General features: G+C 60.9%; 19 protein-coding genes and 1 pseudogene. 12 read left to right on the top strand and 8 right to left on the bottom strand.

All coding sequences use genetic code 11. The annotated features are described in order from the left end of the window. The first annotated feature begins 84 nt into the window (after positions 1 to 84). Positions 85 to 1,533, top strand: coding sequence for an MFS transporter (locus ACQR35_RS00685; protein ID WP_430268937.1), 1,449 nt, complete (start codon positions 85 to 87; stop codon positions 1,531 to 1,533). Between the two features lie 35 nt (positions 1,534 to 1,568). Then, positions 1,569 to 2,450 carry an aldo/keto reductase gene (locus tag ACQR35_RS00680; protein WP_430268936.1) on the top strand — a complete coding sequence of 294 codons (882 nt, stop codon included), beginning with the start codon at positions 1,569 to 1,571 and terminating at the stop codon, positions 2,448 to 2,450. Positions 2,451 to 2,537: 87 nt separating this feature from the next. Here the strand turns inward: ACQR35_RS00680 and clpB are convergent. Beyond that, a pseudogene (clpB, locus tag ACQR35_RS00675) lies at positions 2,538 to 5,198 on the bottom strand (ATP-dependent chaperone ClpB). Positions 5,199 to 5,421: 223 nt separating this feature from the next. On the opposite strand from clpB, the gene ACQR35_RS00670 reads away from it, so the two are divergent. Both ACQR35_RS00670 and ACQR35_RS00665 read left to right on the top strand, forming a co-directional pair. Continuing rightward, on the top strand, positions 5,422 to 6,306 hold the full coding sequence (locus ACQR35_RS00670; RefSeq protein ID WP_430268935.1) for a DUF4031 domain-containing protein: 885 nt from the start codon (positions 5,422 to 5,424) through the stop codon (positions 6,304 to 6,306). A 105-nt stretch (positions 6,307 to 6,411) separates the two neighbouring features. Next, positions 6,412 to 6,810: a VOC family protein gene (locus tag ACQR35_RS00665; protein ID WP_430268934.1), complete on the top strand. Its 399-nt coding sequence runs from the start codon at positions 6,412 to 6,414 to the stop codon at positions 6,808 to 6,810. A 124-nt stretch (positions 6,811 to 6,934) separates the two neighbouring features. Here ACQR35_RS00665 and ACQR35_RS00660 read toward each other — a convergent pair whose 3' ends face one another. Then, positions 6,935 to 7,336, bottom strand: coding sequence for a YccF domain-containing protein (locus ACQR35_RS00660; protein WP_430267841.1), 402 nt, complete (start codon positions 7,334 to 7,336; stop codon positions 6,935 to 6,937). A gap of 103 nt (positions 7,337 to 7,439) precedes the next feature. On the opposite strand from ACQR35_RS00660, the gene ACQR35_RS00655 reads away from it, so the two are divergent. After that, a complete protein-coding gene (locus ACQR35_RS00655; protein ID WP_430268933.1) occupies positions 7,440 to 8,879 on the top strand; it encodes an amino acid permease in 1,440 nt (479 codons plus the stop codon). A 97-nt stretch (positions 8,880 to 8,976) separates the two neighbouring features. Here the strand turns inward: ACQR35_RS00655 and poxB are convergent, their stop codons facing one another. Together poxB and ACQR35_RS00645 are read right to left on the bottom strand one after the other, a co-directional pair. Beyond that, entirely contained in the window at positions 8,977 to 10,713 is a 1,737-nt protein-coding gene (gene poxB / locus ACQR35_RS00650) for a ubiquinone-dependent pyruvate dehydrogenase (RefSeq protein WP_430268932.1), read from the bottom strand. Positions 10,714 to 10,774: 61 nt separating this feature from the next. Further along, entirely contained in the window at positions 10,775 to 11,371 is a 597-nt protein-coding gene (locus tag ACQR35_RS00645; RefSeq protein ID WP_430268931.1) for a phosphoribosylanthranilate isomerase, read from the bottom strand. Between the two features lie 97 nt (positions 11,372 to 11,468). Here ACQR35_RS00645 and ACQR35_RS00640 point away from each other — a divergent pair, with 97 nt between their 5' ends. From ACQR35_RS00640 to ACQR35_RS00625, 4 genes are all read left to right on the top strand, one after another. Then, complete coding sequence (locus ACQR35_RS00640) at positions 11,469 to 11,906, top strand: VOC family protein (protein WP_430268930.1); 438 nt, start codon at positions 11,469 to 11,471, stop codon at positions 11,904 to 11,906. Between the two features lie 65 nt (positions 11,907 to 11,971). Continuing rightward, entirely contained in the window at positions 11,972 to 12,532 is a 561-nt protein-coding gene (locus ACQR35_RS00635; RefSeq protein WP_430268929.1) for a HutD/Ves family protein, read from the top strand. 17 nt (positions 12,533 to 12,549) lie between these two features. Then, positions 12,550 to 12,873: a DMT family transporter gene (locus ACQR35_RS00630; RefSeq protein ID WP_430267846.1), complete on the top strand. Its 324-nt coding sequence runs from the start codon at positions 12,550 to 12,552 to the stop codon at positions 12,871 to 12,873. Then, a complete protein-coding gene (locus ACQR35_RS00625) occupies positions 12,874 to 13,230 on the top strand; it encodes a DMT family transporter (protein WP_430268928.1) in 357 nt (118 codons plus the stop codon). Between the two features lie 104 nt (positions 13,231 to 13,334). Here the strand turns inward: ACQR35_RS00625 and ACQR35_RS00620 are convergent, their stop codons facing one another. Continuing rightward, positions 13,335 to 13,583: a hypothetical protein gene (locus ACQR35_RS00620; protein ID WP_430267960.1), complete on the bottom strand. Its 249-nt coding sequence runs from the start codon at positions 13,581 to 13,583 to the stop codon at positions 13,335 to 13,337. A gap of 47 nt (positions 13,584 to 13,630) precedes the next feature. On the opposite strand from ACQR35_RS00620, the gene ACQR35_RS00615 reads away from it, so the two are divergent. Together ACQR35_RS00615 and ACQR35_RS00610 are read left to right on the top strand one after the other, a co-directional pair. Next, entirely contained in the window at positions 13,631 to 13,933 is a 303-nt protein-coding gene (locus tag ACQR35_RS00615; RefSeq protein ID WP_430267848.1) for a putative quinol monooxygenase, read from the top strand. Between the two features lie 40 nt (positions 13,934 to 13,973). Next, the gene (locus ACQR35_RS00610; RefSeq protein ID WP_430268927.1) at positions 13,974 to 14,624 is read left to right on the top strand and encodes an MBL fold metallo-hydrolase; all 651 of its coding nucleotides are present in this window, start codon (positions 13,974 to 13,976) and stop codon (positions 14,622 to 14,624) included. Positions 14,625 to 14,706: 82 nt separating this feature from the next. Here ACQR35_RS00610 and ACQR35_RS00605 read toward each other — a convergent pair whose 3' ends face one another. Together ACQR35_RS00605 and ACQR35_RS00600 are read right to left on the bottom strand one after the other, a co-directional pair. Continuing rightward, positions 14,707 to 16,428, bottom strand: coding sequence for a DEAD/DEAH box helicase (locus ACQR35_RS00605; RefSeq protein WP_430267850.1), 1,722 nt, complete (start codon positions 16,426 to 16,428; stop codon positions 14,707 to 14,709). Positions 16,429 to 16,733: 305 nt separating this feature from the next. Then, positions 16,734 to 18,104: an MFS transporter gene (locus tag ACQR35_RS00600; RefSeq protein WP_430268926.1), complete on the bottom strand. Its 1,371-nt coding sequence runs from the start codon at positions 18,102 to 18,104 to the stop codon at positions 16,734 to 16,736. Between the two features lie 90 nt (positions 18,105 to 18,194). Between ACQR35_RS00600 and trmB the strand changes: the two genes are divergently transcribed. Further along, on the top strand, positions 18,195 to 19,136 hold the full coding sequence (trmB, locus tag ACQR35_RS00595) for a tRNA (guanosine(46)-N7)-methyltransferase TrmB (RefSeq protein WP_430267852.1): 942 nt from the start codon (positions 18,195 to 18,197) through the stop codon (positions 19,134 to 19,136). A 20-nt stretch (positions 19,137 to 19,156) separates the two neighbouring features. Here the strand turns inward: trmB and ACQR35_RS00590 are convergent, their stop codons facing one another. Next, positions 19,157 to 19,924 (bottom strand): MerR family transcriptional regulator, encoded by a 768-nt coding sequence (locus tag ACQR35_RS00590; protein WP_430267853.1) that lies wholly within the window; start codon positions 19,922 to 19,924, stop codon positions 19,157 to 19,159. Positions 19,925 to 19,970 lie beyond the last annotated feature (46 nt).

Here is a 19,970-nt window from a genome sequence, read left to right as displayed (position 1 = left end):
GTACCGGGAAGCGTGGGAGGTACTGCCATTACCCGGAACAACAGGAACTCCCGCGCGTGTTCAAAGCACTGTTGCATTGAAGACATGACATCCCCCACCATGCACCACAAAGCAGCGCACCCTGCCGCGATCCTCACCATCATTTTGGCGAGCTACTTTATGATCCTCTTGGACAATTCGGTGCTCTTCACCGCCCTGCCCAGCCTGCAATCAGAGCTACATCTGAGCACCTCCGAGCTGTCCTGGGTTCAGGACGCCTACACCCTCGTGTTTGGCGGATTGCTCCTTCTGGGCGCCCGGGCCGGCGACTTGCTGGGCCGCCGCCGCGTCTTCGTCTTTGGGCTGGTGGTGTTCTCGGTTGCGTCTCTGTTGATCGGACTGGCTCCGGCTGGTTGGTGGGCAATTTCCGGGCGTGCATTGCAAGGTATCGGTGCGGCGATCGTCGCGCCGGCGTCACTTTCGCTACTGACCGCGAGTTTCCCCGAAGGCCGCGAACGCACCCGCGCCGTCACCCTGTACGGCGCGACGGCGGGAATTGGCGCAAGCTTGGGACTGGTGATTGGTGGGGCGCTGGCTCACTGGATTTCGTGGCGGGCCGGGTTCTTCGTCAACGTTCCCATCGGCGCGGCAATGATCATCCTCGCACCACGATTCCTCCCGGAAACGGGCCGAAGCCGCGGCCGGTTCGACGTTTTCGGTGCGCTCACCGCCACGCTGGGTGTTGGCACCCTAGTGTTCGGGATCATCAACTCCGCTGATCAAAGCTGGAACTCACCGCTGACCATCGCTGCGGCGAGTACCGGCGTCGTACTCTTAGTGATATTCGTGCTGATCGAACGCCAAGCCGCGCAGCCGATCATGCCGCTGCGCCTGTTCGCCAGCCGGCGCCGGACCGGAGCCTATGTGGCGCGATTCCTGTACTTGGGAGCGATGATCGGGTTCTTCTATTTCACCACCCAATTGATGCAGGAAGTCCTCGGGTTTGACCCTCTTGAGGCTGGACTCGGCTTCTTGCCGATGACCGCAGTGAACTTTGTGGTGGCCATGGGCGCTGCACCGCTGGTGCGGCGGATGCCAGCCTCGATGCCACTGGTCCTCGGGATTCTGATGACCCTGGCCGGGATGTTTTGGCTCAGCCGCGCCGGGGTGGGCAGCGACTACCTCACGGACGTTGCCGCCCCCATGCTGCTCATCGGTGCAGGCCAAGGGCTCGCCTTCGCGCCGCTGACCTCCTTTGGAATTGTTGGTGCGCCAGCGTCCGACGCCGGAGCCGCCTCAGGTTTGGTCAACACCTTCCATCAGGTGGGGACGTGTTTGGGGCTGGGTATCGGCGTTGCAGCTGCGGCAGCAGTCCCGTCCAGCGGGACCGCCGCCGCGCAACTCTCAGCCCAAGTCAGCGCCGCGCTTAGCGCCGGCAGTGTCCTCTTACTTTTGGCGTTGCTCGTAGCTGCGCTCCTGATCCTGCCCGCGGACCTTGCCTCGCGTCGGACAGTTCCTGTCCGCACTTCCGCTGAGCCCGCCTCCGCTCACTAAACCAGTACCCCCATCAGTACCACGATAGGAAGATCATGAACATCACGCTTAACAACGGAATCACGATGCCCGCTCTCGGACTCGGCGTGTTCCAAAGCCCACCGGAAGAGACGACGGCGGCAGTCCAGTCCGCATTGTCTGCCGGTTACCGGCACATTGACACCGCCGCCGCGTACGGAAACGAACGCGAGGTGGGCGAAGGTATTCGCGCCTCAGGCCTGCCGCGCCAGGAAGTTTTCATCGAGACAAAAGTCTGGGTCAGCGACTACGGCTACGACCAGACGCTGCACGCGTGGGAGAAGGCGACCGGCAAATTGGGCGTGGACTATCTAGACCTGTTCATCCTGCACCAACCCGCTCCGGACCGCTTCGGTCAGGTCATCGCCGCCTACAAGGCGTTGGAAACCTTGCTAGCAGACGGGCGAGTACGTGCCATTGGGGTGAGTAACTTTATGCCGCACCACCTGGAGAAACTACTGGAAGCAACTGACGTGGTCCCAGCCGTCAACCAGATCGAGCTCCACCCGTACTTCAGCCAAGCGGAAGTCCAAGCGGCCAATGCGCGGCACGGCATCTTGACGCAAGCGTGGTCGCCGATTGGTGGCATCACGTTCTACCCCGGCTGGGGAGAGGAACGACGCAATGTGATGGAGGATCCAACCCTTGCCAGCATCGCGGATAAGCACGGCAAGTCTGCCGCGCAAGTAATGCTCCGCTGGCACCTTCAAGAGGGCCGCTCCGCCATTCCGAAATCAACCAACCCGGCACGCATTGCGCAAAACTTCGACGTGTTCGGCTTTGAGCTCGACGCCGAAGACCTCACCGCGATTGATGCCCTAGACACTGGCGTTCGGAACGGCCCAGACCCGGACGTGATCCGCGAGGACCGTTTCTCGATGGTCATCCCCGAAGCCTGATCCGCCCCGGGCGCCCGCGTGGGGCGAACATATTACGGACGCGGAATACAACGGCAGCTAGCGGCTGCTAGCTGCCGTTGTATTCCGCTATTTGCGGCGCACCACCAAGCCACTGCCCGACGGCGGTTCAGTCGCCGAAGCGCCATTGGCGAACGCTTCCAAACCGGCAATGCTGAGTTCATCAACGTCGGCGGCAGTGTCCACCAGGACGGTATCGCCGTCGAGGATTTCACCGGACAGAATGGCCTTCGCAAGCCTGTCGCCAATCTCCTTCTGCACCAAACGACGCAACGGTCGCGCACCATAAGCCGGGTCGTAACCAGTCATGGCCAACCATGCGCGGGCACCGTCGGTGACATCCAGCACCAAGCGACGATCCTGCAGCCGCTTGCCCAGTTCGCTGACCTGCAACTCCACAATTGTGGCGAGCTATTCAACGCTGAGCGGGTCAAACATGATGACTTCATCCAAGCGGTTCAGGAACTCCGGTTTGAATGAACCGTTGACTACGCTCATCACCGCGTTGCGCTTGGTTGCTGGGTCCAGAGTCTGATCCACCAAGAACTGGCTACCCAGGTTGGACGTCAGCACCAGGATCACGTTGCGGAAATCAACGGTGCGGCCCTGACCGTCGGTGAGGCGGCCGTCGTCGAGCACTTGAAGCAGGATGTCAAAAACTTCCGGGTGCGCCTTTTCCACCTCGTCCAACAGAACTACTGAATAAGGACGACGGCGGACGGCCTCCGTCAGCTGGCCACCCTCCTCGTAACCGACATATCCGGGAGGGGCACCTACCAAGCGGGAAACAGCGTGCTTCTCCGAGTATTCAGACATGTCGATGCGCACCATGGCGCGTTCGTCGTCGAACAAGAAGTCAGCAAGCGCTTTGGCGAGTTCGGTTTTACCAACACCGGTGGGGCCCAAAAACAGGAAGGAACCCGTAGGCCGGTTGGGATCGGAAATACCTGCACGAGCACGACGCACAGCATCCGAGACGGCAGCAACCGCCTTGGACTGACCAATGAGCCGCTCACCCAAAACGTGCTCCATTTCAAGGAGCTTCTGACTCTCGCCCTGCAACATGCGCCCGGCCGGGATGCCCGTCCACGCAGAAATCACCTCGGCGATGTCATCCGCGGTGACTTCTTCCGCCACCATTTGGGAGCCCTTGTCCGTGTTGGCAGCCTCAGCCTCCGCAGCTGCAGTGAGCTCCCGTTCAAGTGCCGGGATTTCGCCGTACAACACACGCGAAGCTGTCTCCAGATCACCTTCACGCTGAGCCTTGTCCGCCGTGGAACGCAACTCGTCCAACTTTGCTTTGAGGTCACCGACCCGGTTCAGGCCAGCCTTTTCAGCTTCCCAACGCGAGTTGAGGCCGGCGAGTTCTTCCTTCCGGTCCGCCATGTCCGCACGCAAAGCAGCCAGACGCTCCACCGACGCCGCATCGGTTTCACCGCTCAGGGCCAATTCCTCCATAGTGAGGCGGTCCACAACACGGCGCAGCTGGTCGATCTCTTCCGGCGCGGAGTCGATCTCCATCCGCAGACGAGACGCAGCTTCATCAACGAGGTCAATAGCCTTATCCGGCAACTGGCGGCCGGAAATGTACCGGTTGGACAGGGTTGCTGCGGCAACGAGTGCCGAGTCAGCGATGGCCACCTTGTGGTGAGCTTCATAGCGTTCCTTCAGGCCACGGAGGATACCGATGGTGTCATCCACGCTCGGTTCGCCCACAAACACCTGCTGGAAACGACGCTCCAAGGCCGGGTCCTTTTCGATGTTTTCGCGGTACTCGTCCAGTGTGGTTGCACCGATCAGACGCAGCTCGCCACGAGCCAGCATCGGCTTAAGCATGTTGCCAGCATCCATCGACGAATCACCACTTGAACCGGCACCCACCACGGTGTGGATCTCATCAATAAACGTGACAATCTGGCCGTTGGAGTTCTTGATTTCCTCGAGAACAGCCTTGAGCCGCTCTTCGAATTCGCCACGGTACTTAGCACCGGCCACCATGGAGGCGAGGTCAAGGGCAATCAGGGTTTTGCCGCGAAGGCTCTCCGGTACGTCGCCTGCCACAATCCGTTGAGCCAAACCTTCGACGACGGCCGTCTTACCAACGCCCGGCTCACCGATGATGACGGGGTTGTTTTTGGTTCGACGGCTCAGCACCTGAATCACGCGGCGAATCTCAGCATCACGGCCAATCACTGGGTCCAACTTGCCCGAGCGCGCCACGGCAGTCAGGTCAGTACCGAATTTCTCGAGCGCTTGGAACGTGTTTTCCGGGTCTGGTGAATTCACCTTGCGGTCCCCACGGACACCCGGCAGTGCGGCGACCAACGCCTCATGGGAGGCACCGGCGTCGCGCAGTAGTTTTGACACCCCACCATTGCCCGAGGCGAGACCCAGCAGCAGGTGTTCGGTGGAGACGTAGGAGTCGCCGAGCTTCTCAGCCTCGGCTTGAGCAGCCTGGATCACCTGCAGTGCAGGGCGTGACAGCTGCGCCTGAGCCACCGAACTGCCGGAACTTGAAGGCAAGGCTTTGATGGCGGTACTGGCATGAACGCTCACGGAGTCCGGATCTGCGCCGGCGGCTTTCAGGAGTGAAACAGCCACGCCTTCGCGCTGATCCATCAGGGCTTTGAGCAGGTGGGCGGGTTCCACCTGGGGGTTACCGGCCGTGGAGGCGTTCATGGCCGCGGAGGACAGAGCCTCCTGGCTCTTGGTGGTGAATTTGGTGTCCAAAGCGTACTCCTTCAAGAGAACTCCAAGACCGGTCGCGGCAGCTTCCCTGCCACGAGAACCGGTTGGTGCTGAAGCTAATTACATACAACCGCGCGTTGCTTATATACGTCAACGCACTAAAGTTGAGTGTAGTCCGCTCAACTTTGAAAAACAAGTTATCCACAGGGTTCAGGGCCCTATTTTCTCGAGTTCTGGTCACCCTCCTCAGGCGTAGACTCCCAGCATGGCTCTGCTGATCGATCCGCCACTCTGGCCTGCCCATGGAACCGTGTTTTCCCACCTTGTCTCAGACGCATCTTTAGCCGAATTACACGCTTTCGCGGCTGCGGCAGGAATCCCAGAGCGAGCCTTCGACGGCGATCACTACGACGTCCCGTTGAGTCGCTACCAGGATCTTATTGCCGCCGGTGCCCTGCCCGTTGACGGCCGCACACTCGTGCGCAGACTCGTGGCCAGCGGGTTGAGAATCCCCGCCCGCGAGCGGAACAAGGCAGTAGTTTTGGCCCTCACGCACCGTTGGGATGCCCTACTGCCGGAGTGCACCGAACTGCGGCAGGAGCTGCTGGAGCGATGGGGCGAAGAGCACCGCAGATATCACAATCGGGCCCACCTTCTCGCAGTTCTCGAGGGCCTCGATCTGCTCTGCACTCCCGAGCCTGCACCCCGCACGGTTGCACTCGCCGCATGGTTCCACGATGCCGTGTACAACGGGGTCGCGGGGCAGGATGAAGAGGACTCCGCCGCACTGGCCGAGGACCGGCTGAGCGCGCTGGTTGAGGTTGTGACACCCCACGACGTTGCGGAGGTGGCACGGCTGGTTCGCCTCACCGCCAACCACCACCCGGAGTCGAGCGACGCTGCCGGGCAGCTCCTTTGCGATGCCGACCTCGCGGTGCTCGCGCGGCACCCCGCCGCGTACGAAAGATACGCCACGGCCGTCCGGCACGAGTACCCCCATGTTAGCGACGCTGATTTCGCAAAGGGGCGGGCCGCCGTCGTACGTCAATTGTTGGCGTTGGAACCGTTGTTTCACACGCAACGCGCACGCGAATTGTGGCTCGACGACGCTCGCAGAAACCTGAGCAACGAACTCGCCACGCTCGCCTGACCCCTCCCCTCCTGCCGCCGAGGTCGGTGTATAGCTCCGAAATCCCCGGAAATTTCCTAGGCCCACGGCGCTATGCACCGACCTCGGCGGAGAATAATGGCGGTTATGACACTTCGATTTGATTCAGTAGCCATCGATTCAACCAACCCGAGCCTCGCAGCCGACTTTTGGGAAGCGGCTTTGGGCTATGCACGCACCTACCAGGACGACGACGAAATTTGCCTCGAGCCAGCCAGAGACTCTGCGCCCGCACAGGACAGCCCAACGACGAGCCCCACCGGCCCCGGCCTGACATTTTTGCGGGTTCCGGAGTCGAAGTCGGTCAAGAACCGACTTCACCTGGATCTTCGCCCGGATGACAGGGATGCCGAGGTCGCCCGGCTCGAGGCTCTCGGGGCACGCCGCATAGATGTTGGCCAAGGCCCGGACGTCACGTGGGTGGTACTCGAGGACCCGGACGGGAATGAGTTCTGCGTCCTGCGAGCCCTGCGCGCCGGCGAATAAGTCAGCAACGGCGAGTTGGTCCACCATCACCCTGCCGCCGAGGTCGGTGCATAGCTCCGAATCCCCCGGAAATTCCCTAGGCGAACGGCGCGATGCACCGACCTCGGCGAAGAGAAAGGGTGAATTAGTGCCGGTACCCGGGGAGGGCTTGACCGGTGCTGATGATCTGCTTACCCAGTGGCATCAAGGAGACTGGGATGAGCTTGAGGTTCGCAATACCCAGCGGGATTCCCACGATGGAAACGAACATCGGAATGGACGTAACCACGTGACCCACAGCCAACCAGATCCCCGCCACAAGCAACCAGACCACATTGCCCAGCAACGAGAAGAAGCCATTTCCACCGGGACGTTCCACCACTGTCCGACCAAACGGCCACAGCGCGTAGGCCCCAATTCGGAAGGACGCGAGGCCCCACGGAATGGTGACAATAAGGATGCAGCAAATGATGCCAGCTGCGAAGTAACCGATCGCCAGCCACAGGCCACCGAACAACAGCCAAATGATATTGAGCAGAGTCTTCATAGCTTCATTGTGCCTTTTGAACGCAAAAACTCTTGCCCCAGTCCGCTAACGGGTGAATAGTCAGGGGTACCCGTGAGAACCGGACGCACCATCTGGAGGAACCGTGGCACAGAACGTCAACTCAGTTTTTCGGCGCAAACCGATCGAACAAATCGATGATGAGAAAAATGACAGCGGATTGTTCCGAAGTCTTGGACTGTGGCAACTCACAGCCATCGGCATTGGCGGGATCATTGGCGTCGGCATCTTCTCCCTAGCAGGCCTAGTGGCTCACGGTGACGAATCCAGCCCCGGAGTGGGCCCCGCCGTTCTCATCTCTTTCTTGGTTGCTGGCCTTGCTTCAGCCGCCGCTGCCCTGAGCTACGCCGAATTCGCAGGCATGATCCCCCGCGCTGGCTCCGCGTACACCTACGGTTATGTGGCACTCGGCGAACTCATTGGCTGGTTCATCGGCTGGGACTTGCTCCTGGAATACATTGCGATTGTGGCAGTGGTGGCGATCGGCATCTCCGGTTATTTGAACTTCTTCCTCGCCGGCATTGGCCTAGAAATCCCCCACCAGCTCACGTCTACTTTTGACGAAGGAACAGGTGGCTGGATTAATCTCCCAGCCATTTTGGTGTGCCTCCTAGTCACCTGGATCCTGAGCCGCGGCACCAAAACCTTTGGCCGTTTTGAACTGATTGCGGTAGGCATCAAGGTGGTGCTGATTCTGTTTATCATCGGCCTAGGCGTCTTTTTTGTGAACACCAACAACTACAACCCCTTTATCCCCAACGGCTTCGGTCCGGTATTCACTGGAGCCGCAACCGTGTTCTTCGCCGTGTTCGGTTATGACGCTATGAGCACTGCCGCAGAAGAAGCCACGGACGGCAAAAAGCACATGCCCAAGGCCATCATCTACTCGCTGGTGATCGCCATGATCCTTTACATTGCTGCAACTCTGGTCCTGACCGGTATGCAGAACTACAAGGACATTGACCCCAAGGCGGGCTTCGGTTCGGCGTTCACCTCGGTAGGTATGCCCGTGATCGCAACGATTATTTCCGCATTCGCTGTCCTGTCCATCCTGACCGTGATGCTGACCTTCCTCCTCGGCGTGACCCGCGTGTGGTTCTCGATGAGCCGCGACGGACTGCTCCCCCAGTGGTTCTCCAAAGTTGACAAGGGCGGTACCCCGCAGCGCGTGACGTGGATTGCCGGCGGCGGTTCAGCCCTGCTGGCCGGTGTTTTACCCATCCGGCAAGTGGCCGACCTGACCAACATCGGCATCCTTGCCGCCTTTGTGGTGGTCTGCATTTCAGTGATCGTGTTCCGCTACACCAAGCCCAATGAGCCGCGCGAATTCCGCCTCCCATGGATGCCCGTGGTCCCTGCCTTCGGTGTGATCGCCTCCGCATTCCTGATCTCACAATTGCACTGGGAAACCTGGTTGCGGTTCCTAGTGTGGCTCATCATCGGCCTCGCCGTGTACTTCTTCTACGGCCGCCACCACTCACTCATGAACCCGGCCAGCCCACGCCTGAAGGACGCCAGAAGCTAAGCAAAAATGCAGTACCTCATAAAAAAATAGTGCCCGACGGCGGAAGTTAGGTTCCGCCGTCGGGCACTATTTTGTTGTAGTCCAGTTTTGTTGTGGTTTAGAAAAGCTGCCGCAGGTTAGTTTTCGCCAGATCCAAAAGCTCATCCCCACGGCCGGACATCACTGTCCGGAGTGCGTAGAGCGTAAAGCCCTTCATCTGAGCGGCGGAGATGGCCGGCGGGATGGAGAGCTCTTGGCGGGCCGTGACCACGTCTAGTAGGACGGGGCCGTTATGGGCCATCGCCACAGCCATGGCGGCTTCGAGCTCGGAGGATTTCTCCACCCGAATACCCTTGATGCCCACGGCTTCGGCTAGGGCAGCGAAGTTGGGGTTCTCGAGGTCGGTGCCGTAGTTCACGAACCCGGCGGCCTTCATTTCCAGCTCTACAAAGTTCAGCGAGGAGTTGTTGAATACCACCGTTTTGACCGGCAACTTGTTCTGCGTGAGCGTGAGCAGTTCGCCCAGCAGCATGGCTAGACCACCGTCGCCAGCGAGGGCCACCACTTGACGGCCGGGGTATGCCGCAGCGGCCCCAATCCCGTGGGAGAGTGCGTTGGCCATGGTGCCGTGATTGAAGGAACCCAGCAGACGGCGCTTGCCGTTCATGGTGAGATACCGGGCGGCCCACACTGTGGGTGAGCCGACGTCGGCTGTGAATACAGTGTCCTCGGCGGCGAAGGAATCAATCACTTTGGCCAAGTATTGCGGGTGGATGGGCTGCCCGTCCTTGGCCGGGGTTGCGAGCTCATCCAGCTTGGCGCGTGCCTTGGCATAGTGCTTGAGAGACGCTTCCAAGTGGGTGCGCCGTTTTTTATGCTCCAAGAGCGGCAGCAAGGCCGTGGCCGTGTCCTTGACAGTGCCAACCAGTCCTAGATCCAGGGGCGTACGGCGGCCCAGTTGCTCTCCCCGAATGTCCACTTGGATGATGGTGGCCTTCTCCGGGTAAAACTGTTGGTACGGGAAGTCTGTGCCGAGCATCAGGAGCGCATCGCAACCCTCCATGGCCTTGTACCCGGAGCTGAATCCGAGCAGACCCGTCATACCAACGTCGTACGGGTTGTTGTATTCGATGAATTCCTTGCCACGCATAGCGTGCACAATCGGCGCACCCAAAGCCTCGGCCAACGCCATCACCTCAGAGTGGGCGCCCTCGGTCCCGGCACCGGCCAGAATCGTGACGTTTTTGGCACCGTTCAGAAGCTCGGCAGCGCGGGCTAATTCGGCGTCGTTAGGGCGAATGATCGGGTGAGTTGCCGAGATAACCGGGGTACGGTTGCTCTGGGCTTCGGCCAAGGCAACATCCCCCGGAATTACCACCACTGCCACGCCGCGCTTCTCAATAGCTGTGCGCATGGCAATCTCCAGAATGCGGGGCATTTGGGCCGGGGTTGCAGCGTATTCCACGTACACACTGCACTCGCGGAACAGCTCTTGCGGGTGGGTTTCTTGGAAGTAGTTGCTGCCTATTTCTTCGCTGGGAATGTGCGCTGCGATGGCCAAAACTGGCACACGAGAACGGTTAGCGTCAAAGAGCCCGTTGATTAGGTGCAGGTTGCCCGGGCCGCAAGAGGCAGCAACCACGGCAAGTTCGCCCGTAAGGGCGGCGTCGGCCGATGCGGCGAGCGCTGCTGCTTCCTCGTGGCGGACGTGGACCCAATCGATGGTGCCGTCTTCGCGGAGGGCATCGGTGAACCCGTTGAGGGAGTCACCGGGGAGCCCGTAGACGCGTTTGATGTTGTTGGCTTTGAGGCTGGCAACAATGTTTTGAGCAATAGTGGGGCGAACAGCTGACACGGGAAGGTCCTTTCAACGGCTGACCGGGCGGACCCTTCAACGCTACTCCCGGAACCGGCGCTTAGGCTTTGGCGGCGGTCACAAATGCGGTGATTTTTTCCGGATCTTTGACCCCGCGGGAGCTCTCAACTCCGGAGGACACATCAACACCCCACGCACCGGCCGTCGAGGCAGCCAAAGCAACGTTGGAATCATCCAACCCGCCCGCCAAAAGCCACTGGCGCCCGGCAACGCTTTTGTCCTTGACGGAGGCGTAGTCCCAGGCTTCCCCGGACCCGGGGACCGCGGCATCCACGAGCAATAAGTCTTCACCACGGTCTTCAAAAGACTCAGAAGAGTCCGCCATGGTGACAGCACGGATGACTTTGAACCCGCGCCGTTGCAGGCCCTCAACCTCGTCCCGGGTGCGTTCGCCGTGCAATTGGATCCAGCGCAGCCCGGCAGCGTAAGCGGCTGCTGCAGCGTCAGCGATGTCCTCGTGACGGAAGACCCCGACGGCGGGAACGGACTGGGGCACTAGGGCCGCCAACAAGCGGGCCGCGTCCGGGTCCACCTGACGCGGGCTCGGAGTGAGAACAAATCCCACGGCGTCGGCACCGGCGTCGAGCGCCGTTGTCACGTCCTCGGCTGTGCTCAGGCCACATACTTTGACGAACATAACGCCCCTTTCGACGTGATTACTCTCCTGACCGTAGCAAAGTTCCGGCCCCACGCTGCTCTGGTGGTGATCTCTGGGGAGGGCTAGCGTGAAGGGCATGGTCATCAAACGAGAAAATGTCGGCATTGCAGTTCGAGATCTAGAAGAAGCAATCGCTTTTTTCACTGACCTTGGCCTGAGCATACTTGGCCGCGACACCGTGAGCGGCGCATGGGCAGAGACGGCTGTGGGGTTGGACGGAAACCACGCAAAAATTGCCTTACTGGAGACCCCCGATGGCAACGGGCGCATAGAGCTCTTTGAATACATCCATCCTCAAGCGATCGAAACTGAGCCCACCTTGCCGAACGAGATTGGTATGCACCGTGTGGCCTTCTCCGTTGACAACATTGAGGATGCCGTGGCCATCGCTGCCAAGCATGGCAGTTACCCACTACGCGGAATTGCTAACTACCAGGACGTGTACAAACTCAGCTATCTGCGCGGCCCCAGCGGAATCATTGTGATGCTCGCCGAAGATTTGCGCAAAAACTAAGCGCCACTGAGCGCCTGCCCTAGCGAAGGGCGCTACGTGTCATGCCGGGGCGATACGCTGGCTGCATGGAGATCATTCGTTTTGCCGCACTGAAAGCTACGCCTTGGAAGAATGGTGGCGGCATCACCCGAGAAGTCGCTTCACAGCAGGCGCAAAGCGGTGAAGGTATCGACTGGCGGATTAGCTTGGCCGAGGTTTCCAAGGCTGGCCCGTTTTCAGAATTCCCGGGGATGGACAGGGTGCTAACCGTCACTGACGGCGAGCTTCTTCTCCTAGAGGTCGATGGTGAAAGTCACCCGCTGGAGAAGTACCGGGCCTTCCGTTTTGCTGGTGACGTTCCAGCGGCCGCGAGCCTACCCACCGGCGAAGTCCGCGATCTGAACGTGATAACCCGGCGCGGTGCTTTTAAGGGTTTTACGTCCATTATTGAACTGTCGAAAAAGCGCGCTCACCCCGTTTTCGCCGGTCAGCACGCCATTCTGCTGCACGGCCAGGCTGACGTCTCCGCTGCGGAGGAGACCGAAAAACTGGAACGGTACGACGCCGTCGTCGGCGCTGACGAAAACCCGCCGGAAATCTTGGGACGGGGTTTCTTGGCAGTAGTGAGCATCGACCCTCTCGATTAGGGGCTGTGAAAGTCCTTATGCCGTGGATTATTTTGATTGCGGCCGGCGCGCTTGAGGCAGTGTGGGCAGCCGCCTTGCACCGGGCCTTCTCCGCTAAGGGCCGCGCCCGGATTCTGCCCGGTGTGGTGTTCCTCGCCGCCGTGAGTGCGAGCATGGCAGGTCTGGCGATCGCGATGCAGAGCATCCCCACTGGCACCGCATACGCGGTGTGGGTGGGGGTTGGTGTGGTGCTGACCAGCGCTTACGCCATGGTCACCCGCGTAGAACGCGCGACGGCGGCACGCATGGCGCTGCTCGCCGGGATCCTTGTGTGCGTGGCCGGGCTCAAGGTGGTGGCCTAAGTGGTTAAGAGTTCACCGGGGCTGGGGCTTCCGTGGCTGATTCTGCTGGGTAGCGCTCTGCTGGAAGCCGTGTGGGCCACGGCCTTGGGCGCTTCGAATGGTTTCACCAACCCGGTTCCTACTGTGGTGTTTGCCGTGGCGGCGACGGCTAGCATGTTGGGACTCGGTTTTGCCGTGCGCCGGATTCCGTTGGGAACCGCCTACGCGGTGTGGGTGGGGATCGGTGCAGCACTGACTGTGGGCTGGGCAATGGTTACCGGCGCCGAATCGGTCAGCGTCCTCAAACTTGTTTTTATTGCCGGGATTGTGGCCTGTGCGGCCGGGCTCAAAGCACTGCCCACCAAAAAGCATAAGTAGCCTGCTGAGTCTCCCCACCTTTAAAGCGAGACGACGGCGTGTCCCGGGGACACGCCGTCGTACTTGCCCTCTGCTCAGCAAAAGACGGGGAATCTCAGCGGAAGCTAAGCCTTGCGGGCTTCGCGGACCAACTCGGCGCAACGCTCACCGATCATCATGGTGGTGAAAATTCCGGCCTCCCACCACTGGGTAGAGGTCTGTGTCATGGGCTGCTTGGCCTCCCACTGGATGACACCTTCCGGGTGGTCCTGCAGATGCTCACCTACGCCGGGAGAGTCAACGCGTACCGGTTGGAGAAATTGATGCTCTTTTGAGCCGGTGGAAGAAAGCGCGTAGTGGACGCGTTGCATCATGTGGGTACGCGTCGCCGGACCGTTCCCCGAACACCTCAAGGAGCCTTATGTCTGCCATTGTGCACTTCGAAGTTCAGATCGATCCCGCCCGCCGTCATGAGGCAGCCGAGTACTTGGCCAAAACTCTCGCCGCTACCCGTGCTTGGCCCGGAAACCAGGGCATTGAGGCGTTAGTGGATGACGCTGATCCGTGCCACATTTTGGTGGTTGAAACGTGGGCTACTACCGAAGATCACGGTAGCTACGCAGCATGGCGGCAAACCCCGGAGGGTAAAAACACCTTGGGTGAGATCCTCGCCGCACCACCGGTCAAGCACGTATATTCCAACACCGTGCCGCTGGGCCTGTAGCTAGGTCCGGCGTCAGCAGCCAGAACCTAGACTGACTCTTATGGACTCCTTGCGCTACGAGCTACCCGAAGTCACTATCCGCAGCATTTCCGTGGGCGAAATGGACAACAACGTTTACCTGCTGACCTCCCGGAAATCAGGTGCCCAGGTGCTGATTGACGCCGCTGATGACCTTCCAGCGATTCAGCAGTTGTTAACCGACGGTGCGTCTGATGCTGCCGCGGATGCCCAGCTGGCGCTGATCGCCACCACGCATCAGCACTGGGACCACGTGCGGGCGCTGGCGGGCTTGGTGGCCGCCACTGGTGCTAAGACAGCTGCTGGAGCTGACGACGCCGATGAGCTGCCCGCTGCCGTGGACGTGCGCCTGGAACACCTGGACGTGGGTACGTTCGACGGCTTTGAGCTCACCGCGGTGCACCTGCGTGGACACACACCCGGTTCGATCGCCTATGTGTACCAGGATCCTGCCGGGCCGGCTCACATTTTCTCGGGAGACTCCCTGTTCCCTGGCGGCGTCGGAAATACCGACAAGGACCCGGAGCGCTTCGCCTCGCTTTTGAAGGACGTGCGCGAGCGGCTCTTCGACGCCTACCCGGATGACACCCTGGTCCATCCCGGCCATGGGAAGTCCACCACTCTAGGTGCCGAACGCCCGCACCTGGATGAGTGGCAAGAACGCGGCTGGTAGAGAACCTCAACACTCGTTAAACAAATGCCCCCGCTGAGCTTCCGTAGAAGCTCAGCGGGGGCACTTTTATGGTTCGTGGACCTTAGCGGCCGCGGCGCTCGTTAGAAGCCGGGGCCGACGCACGGCGCGAACCACCGCGGGCCGGGCGGCCTGCGCTGGAGCGTCCGCCGCCGTTGCCGGCAGCCGATTTCCCGGCACCATAGGAACCGCCCGATGTGCCTCCGGTTGCGGAGGACCACACTGAGCGGTTGCCTGAGGCGGAACCGGCACTAGCAGCACCAGCTGCTCGCTGTCCGGTAGCCGGGCGGGATCCGCGCTGCGCCGCGGGGCGCGAAGCGGAAGAAGGAACGTCGTTGCGGTGAGTAGCCCCAGCCGCGGCGCCGCGAGTGCGCGGCGAGCGAGCGACGTCGTCGTTCGCTGCCGCACGACGTTCGCTGCGGTTAATGTCCGTGCGCGGCTTCTCTGCAGAAACCTTGCCGCGACCGTTACGGCCACCACGGCCGCCAGCAGTGGGTGCGCCCTGAACGGAGCGGCGAGCGCGCTTGCGCTGTGCGTTAGCGCCAGTGGAACTTCCGCCACCCTGCGCCGGGGCCTTAGCTGCGAGCAATGCTGCGCGGGTGCGGGGATCAATCTTGTCCGCAACCTCACCAACCAGCTGTGCAATCAGCGGCGAGTTGGCAGTGACACGCTCAAAACTCACATCAACGCCAGCAGCTTTCATGAGCTTTTTGACGTCAGACTGCTGCTCCGGGAGGGTCAGCGTGACAACTGTTCCGTCCGAACCGGCGCGAGCCGTACGGCCGGAACGGTGCAGGTAGGCCTTGTGCTCTGTGGGCGGGTCAACGTGAATGACTAGCTCAACATCATCAACGTGGACACCACGGGCAGCAACGTCCGTGGCAACAAGTACACGAACGTCACCGGAGGAGAATTCCGCCAGGTTACGGTCGCGAGCATTCTGCGAAAGGTTTCCGTGAAGGTCGACGGCGGGAATGCCGGCGTCCGTCAGGGTCTTGGCCAGCTTGCGGGCGTGGTGCTTGGTGCGCATGAACAGCACACGGCGGCCAGCGCCCGAAGCGAGCTCAACGATGACCTGCTTTTTGACTGTCTGATCGTTGACCACCAGCACGTGGTGCTCCATGGTGGTCACGGCGGCCTGAGGGTCATCCACAGAGTGGGTCACCGGCTTGGAAAGGTAACGGTTGACCAGTTTGTCAACACCGTTATCCAAGGTGGCCGAGAACAGCAGCCGCTGTCCCTGGCTCGGAGTCATGTCCATCAGTTTCTTGACTACCGGGAGGAAGCCAAGGTCAGCCATGTGATCGGCTTCGTCCAAAACGGTTACTTCTACGCCCTCAAGCGTCAGGATGCGCTGCTTGGCCAAGTCCTCAAGACGGCCGGGGCAAGCAATAACAATGTCAACACCAGCGCGCAGCGCCTTTTCCTGACGCGCCTGAGAAACGCCACCGTAGATAACCGTGGTATTCAGGCCCATGGCCTTCGCCAACGGTTCAATGGTGTTGTTGATCTGGGTAGCCAACTCGCGAGTCGGCGCCAAAACCAAACCCATGGGGCGGCCCGGCTTGCGGAAGTACGGTGCTTCACGTTCGGCCAGACGTGCAACCAAAGGAATGGCGAACGCAATGGTTTTACCTGAGCCTGTACGGCCTCGGCCAAGTACGTCGCGGCCAGCCAATGTGTCCGGAAGCGTCTTGACCTGAATGGGGAAAGCTTCAGCAATTCCGTCCGCCGCGAGGGCGTCAGCAATGGCTTTGGGCGTGCCGAGGGCAGCAAAAGTAGTCATTTAGAAAGGGAGTTCTTTCTGGCAATCACCCGGGACAGAGTTGAGCCCGAAAAATGGGCTCCAACAGTGTTGGGTGTTCGGCCCCCGTGCCGGTTGGCTCAAGGGTTCGCCGAGGAAAAGTCAGTGTGATCAACCCGGTTCTGGAATTACCAGTGGGGACCAATAGAACGCGTTCATCGACGCAGGGCATGCCGTCTTGCACACCAAGTAAATACAGCTTAGCATCTGGGCGCCCTGAACCCTATTCGGGCACGTTTCACCGTCTAATGGACTATTCACCCCGTCATTCAGAGGTGAATAGTCCATTAGAGGGTGACATTCCGTCCGGCGGCGGCAACTCGCGGGCTCATCATCACTGCGGCGGCAGCCAGCACACCGGTCAGTACAAACACGGCCACAAATGAGGCGCCCGCGGCGGCAAACGCAGCGAACACCAAACCTGTGGATGCCAAGGACAACGCCCCACCCAGCGAGTCCGCAATGTTCATGGCAGAAGTGTTAAAGCCCTGCGTCTGGGCTGTGGAGTATTGCAAGGTCAGCACGGACATTCGCGGATACATCAGCCCCATGCCAGCCCCGGCCAGGATCCACGCGCCGATGGCGACGGGCGCCGGGAAGGTCAGTGCCGCCGTCGTAATAACAATTGCCAGCGCCACCACTAGCAGCACGCTCCCCCAACGGACCGCGAGTGGGCTAGGCAACCGGGTACCGAGACGGCCCTGGATTTGGGAGGCGCTTGCCCACGCAACGGCGGCGCCGGTGAGGGACAAACCAGCTAACGACGGCGGAAAGTGGTACCGCTCGATCAGCAAGTAAGGCAGATACACCTCAGCCCCGAAGAACGCTGCTGCCACAAAACCTTTGGTGAGAATAACGCTCGGCAAGCCTCGCGCCGCGGTGAGTGTGCCGCGCGGAACCAGGGGCCGGAACGCGATGAGGGCCGCCACAAGTGCCGCTGCGGCAATGAGCCCGGTGTACGCGGGGGCCTCTACCGAGAGGTTCAGGGCAAGGACTGCGATGGCGGCGAGCACCGCCCATAAGAGCCTCGCAACCGACCAAGGAACTGGTGCAGCGTTGGCCCGGGAGACCGTTTGTCCACGAAGTGCCGGAACCACCATGAGCATGGCCGGAATCACCAGCAGGATGACGCCGAGGAAAACCCAATGCCAGCTCAGTGCTTGGGCTACTAGTCCGGCAATATATGGGCCCACCATGGACGGGATCACCCAGCACGCGGCGAAGGCGCCGAACATTTTGGCATGCAGCGTGGGCGGGTAAACCCGGGCGACCATGACGTAGAGCGAGACGCTGAGGGAGCCGCCGCCGAGGCCTTGGATAAGCCGGCCCGCCAGCAGTATGGGCATGGATGTGGCGGTTCCGGCAATGAGCAGCCCGGTAATAAAACAGACCACCGAGGCGTAGAGCGGAATCACCGGGCCGCGGCGGTCGGCGAAGTTCCCGGCAGCCACCATGCCGATCACCCCGGTGGCGAGGGGGCCGGCGAAGGCGAGCGCGTACAGTGCGGCGCCACCGAGTTCGCGGCTGACCAGGGGCATCACGGTGGTGACGGCCATGGACTCGAACGCGTTGATAAACACGAGGGCGCAGGCGCCGAGGGAAACCAGTACAACGTCGCGGTGAAAAATGCTGGTGGTGTTGGGCCGCTGCTCAGCCATGGTGCCCAATAAAGGGTTCGGCGGGGATCACAAGCGGCATCCCTCCAGCCTACCCGTGTCACTCCCCCGCTGGCCGGTATTCTGGAGGGGATGAGTGAATCCCCAGAAGCCCCTGAAACTAGTGCGCCCACCGCGCGTCCCATCACCCCCGGGACGCAGGCCTCCTTTGGAACTTATGGTGGCCGGCCGGTGAGTTTTGTGCGCCGCGGGACGCGTTTGCAGGGTCGCCGCCAAACCGCGTGGGAAGAGCATGCTGAGCGTTGGGCTGTTGATGTTCCGCGGCACGTTGCCTCTACATCGGTGCACCCGGATTATGTGTTCGACGCCGAGGCGGAGTTTGGGCGGGTTGCTCCCCTCATTGTTGAAGTTGGCTCCGGTTTGGGCGATGCCGTATGTCACGCCGCCGAGCAGAACCCGGACAAGGACTTCCTGGCGATTGAGGTCTACACGCCGGGCTTGGCGAACACCATCATCAAGATCAACGCACGTGGTTTGACCAATGTGCGGGTGGTGGAGGCCAACGCGCCTGAGGTGTTGTCTACGATGCTTCCGGCAGGCTCGGTCAGCGAAGTGTGGGTGTTTTTCCCGGATCCTTGGCACAAATCCCGTCACCACAAGCGCCGCCTGATTCAGCCCGAGTTCGCGGCCCTGGTGGCGCGGGCGCTGGCGCCCGGAGGCGTTTTCCGGATCGCCACCGACTGGTCCAACTACGCGGTGCACGTGCGCGAAGTGATGTCCGCTGCCCCCGACTTTGAGAACATGCACGACGGCGAACGCGCCGGCGCTGACAGCCCCCTCACGCAGGTGTGGCAGTCAGGTGTGGAGACGGTGGTGGGCGGCGCACCGGTGAAGGAAGGCCGCGCTCCCGTAAGTACCGAACACACCGGCCCCAACGAAGGCGTGGATGAAGTGGGCGGCTGGGCTCCACGTTTCGAAGGCCGAATCCACACGAGTTTTGAGAACAAGGCTCACGAGGCTGGCCGGCTGATCTTCGATCTCGCCTACCGGCGATCGGCTAACGCCGAAGACTAGGTCTCCGGGCCCGCCTGCCTCTACCGGAGGTTCGCCTCTGCCCAGAGTTGGATCGCGTTCCGAATGATCTCAGCGTTGGCCTGGCCACCGTACGTGGCGGCGAAACGTGCGTCCGAAACGTAGAGCTGCGACAACCCCGTGTAGCTGTTCTTATCTGGTGTGCGGCCGTTCCAGTGGTCGGTCACCCACTTGTGGTGCTCTCCCACAATTGCCTGAAACTCTGCCGACTCCGGGTCCACACCTGACTCTGCTGCTTTGCGGAGGGCAGCGTTGACGTCCAAGCTGCGTTCGTCGTCGGCCTTGCGCTCTTCCTCGGTCATATCGTTACGGCGCTTAGCGCTGTTCTCCCAAGCGGCGTCGCCCCAACGCTCGCGCACTTCGCTTTCATACTGGCTCTGATCAAAGCCGGCAAATACCTCTTCGATGCTCATTTCTTGGCCTTCCTGGACTGCGTGAAGTGTCTGCCTTACCACGGCAATTTGTTGATTGGTCCGGTCTCTGCGCTCTTCAAGGAGCGTGAGGTGCGCTTGAATCGTCTCGGCGAGCGATTCGTCGTCGTCGAGAGTTTTCTGGATCGCCGCGAGCGGTAGCTCAAGCGCGCGCAAGGAGAGAATTTTGTAGAGCCGCGAGAGCTCGGTTTCGCTATAGAAGCGATACCCGCTGCTCGCCACCCGTGAGGGGTGAAGCAAGCCGATCTGCTCGTAATGCCGGAGTGTGCGGCTAGTCAGTCCAGTGGCCTTAGCCACCTCTTTGATTGACCACTCCTGCATGGTGTTGTTCTCTGCCATGCTTCAAGCATTCCAGTTGACGTAACGGCAGAGTCAAGGGGCGCAG

The organism is Pseudarthrobacter sp. J1738, from assembly GCF_050490315.1.
GTDB lineage: Bacteria > Actinomycetota > Actinomycetes > Actinomycetales > Micrococcaceae > JBNPEO01.
The sequence above is the reverse complement of the archived record's forward strand: the minus strand, read 5'-3'. Positions and strand labels throughout refer to the sequence as shown.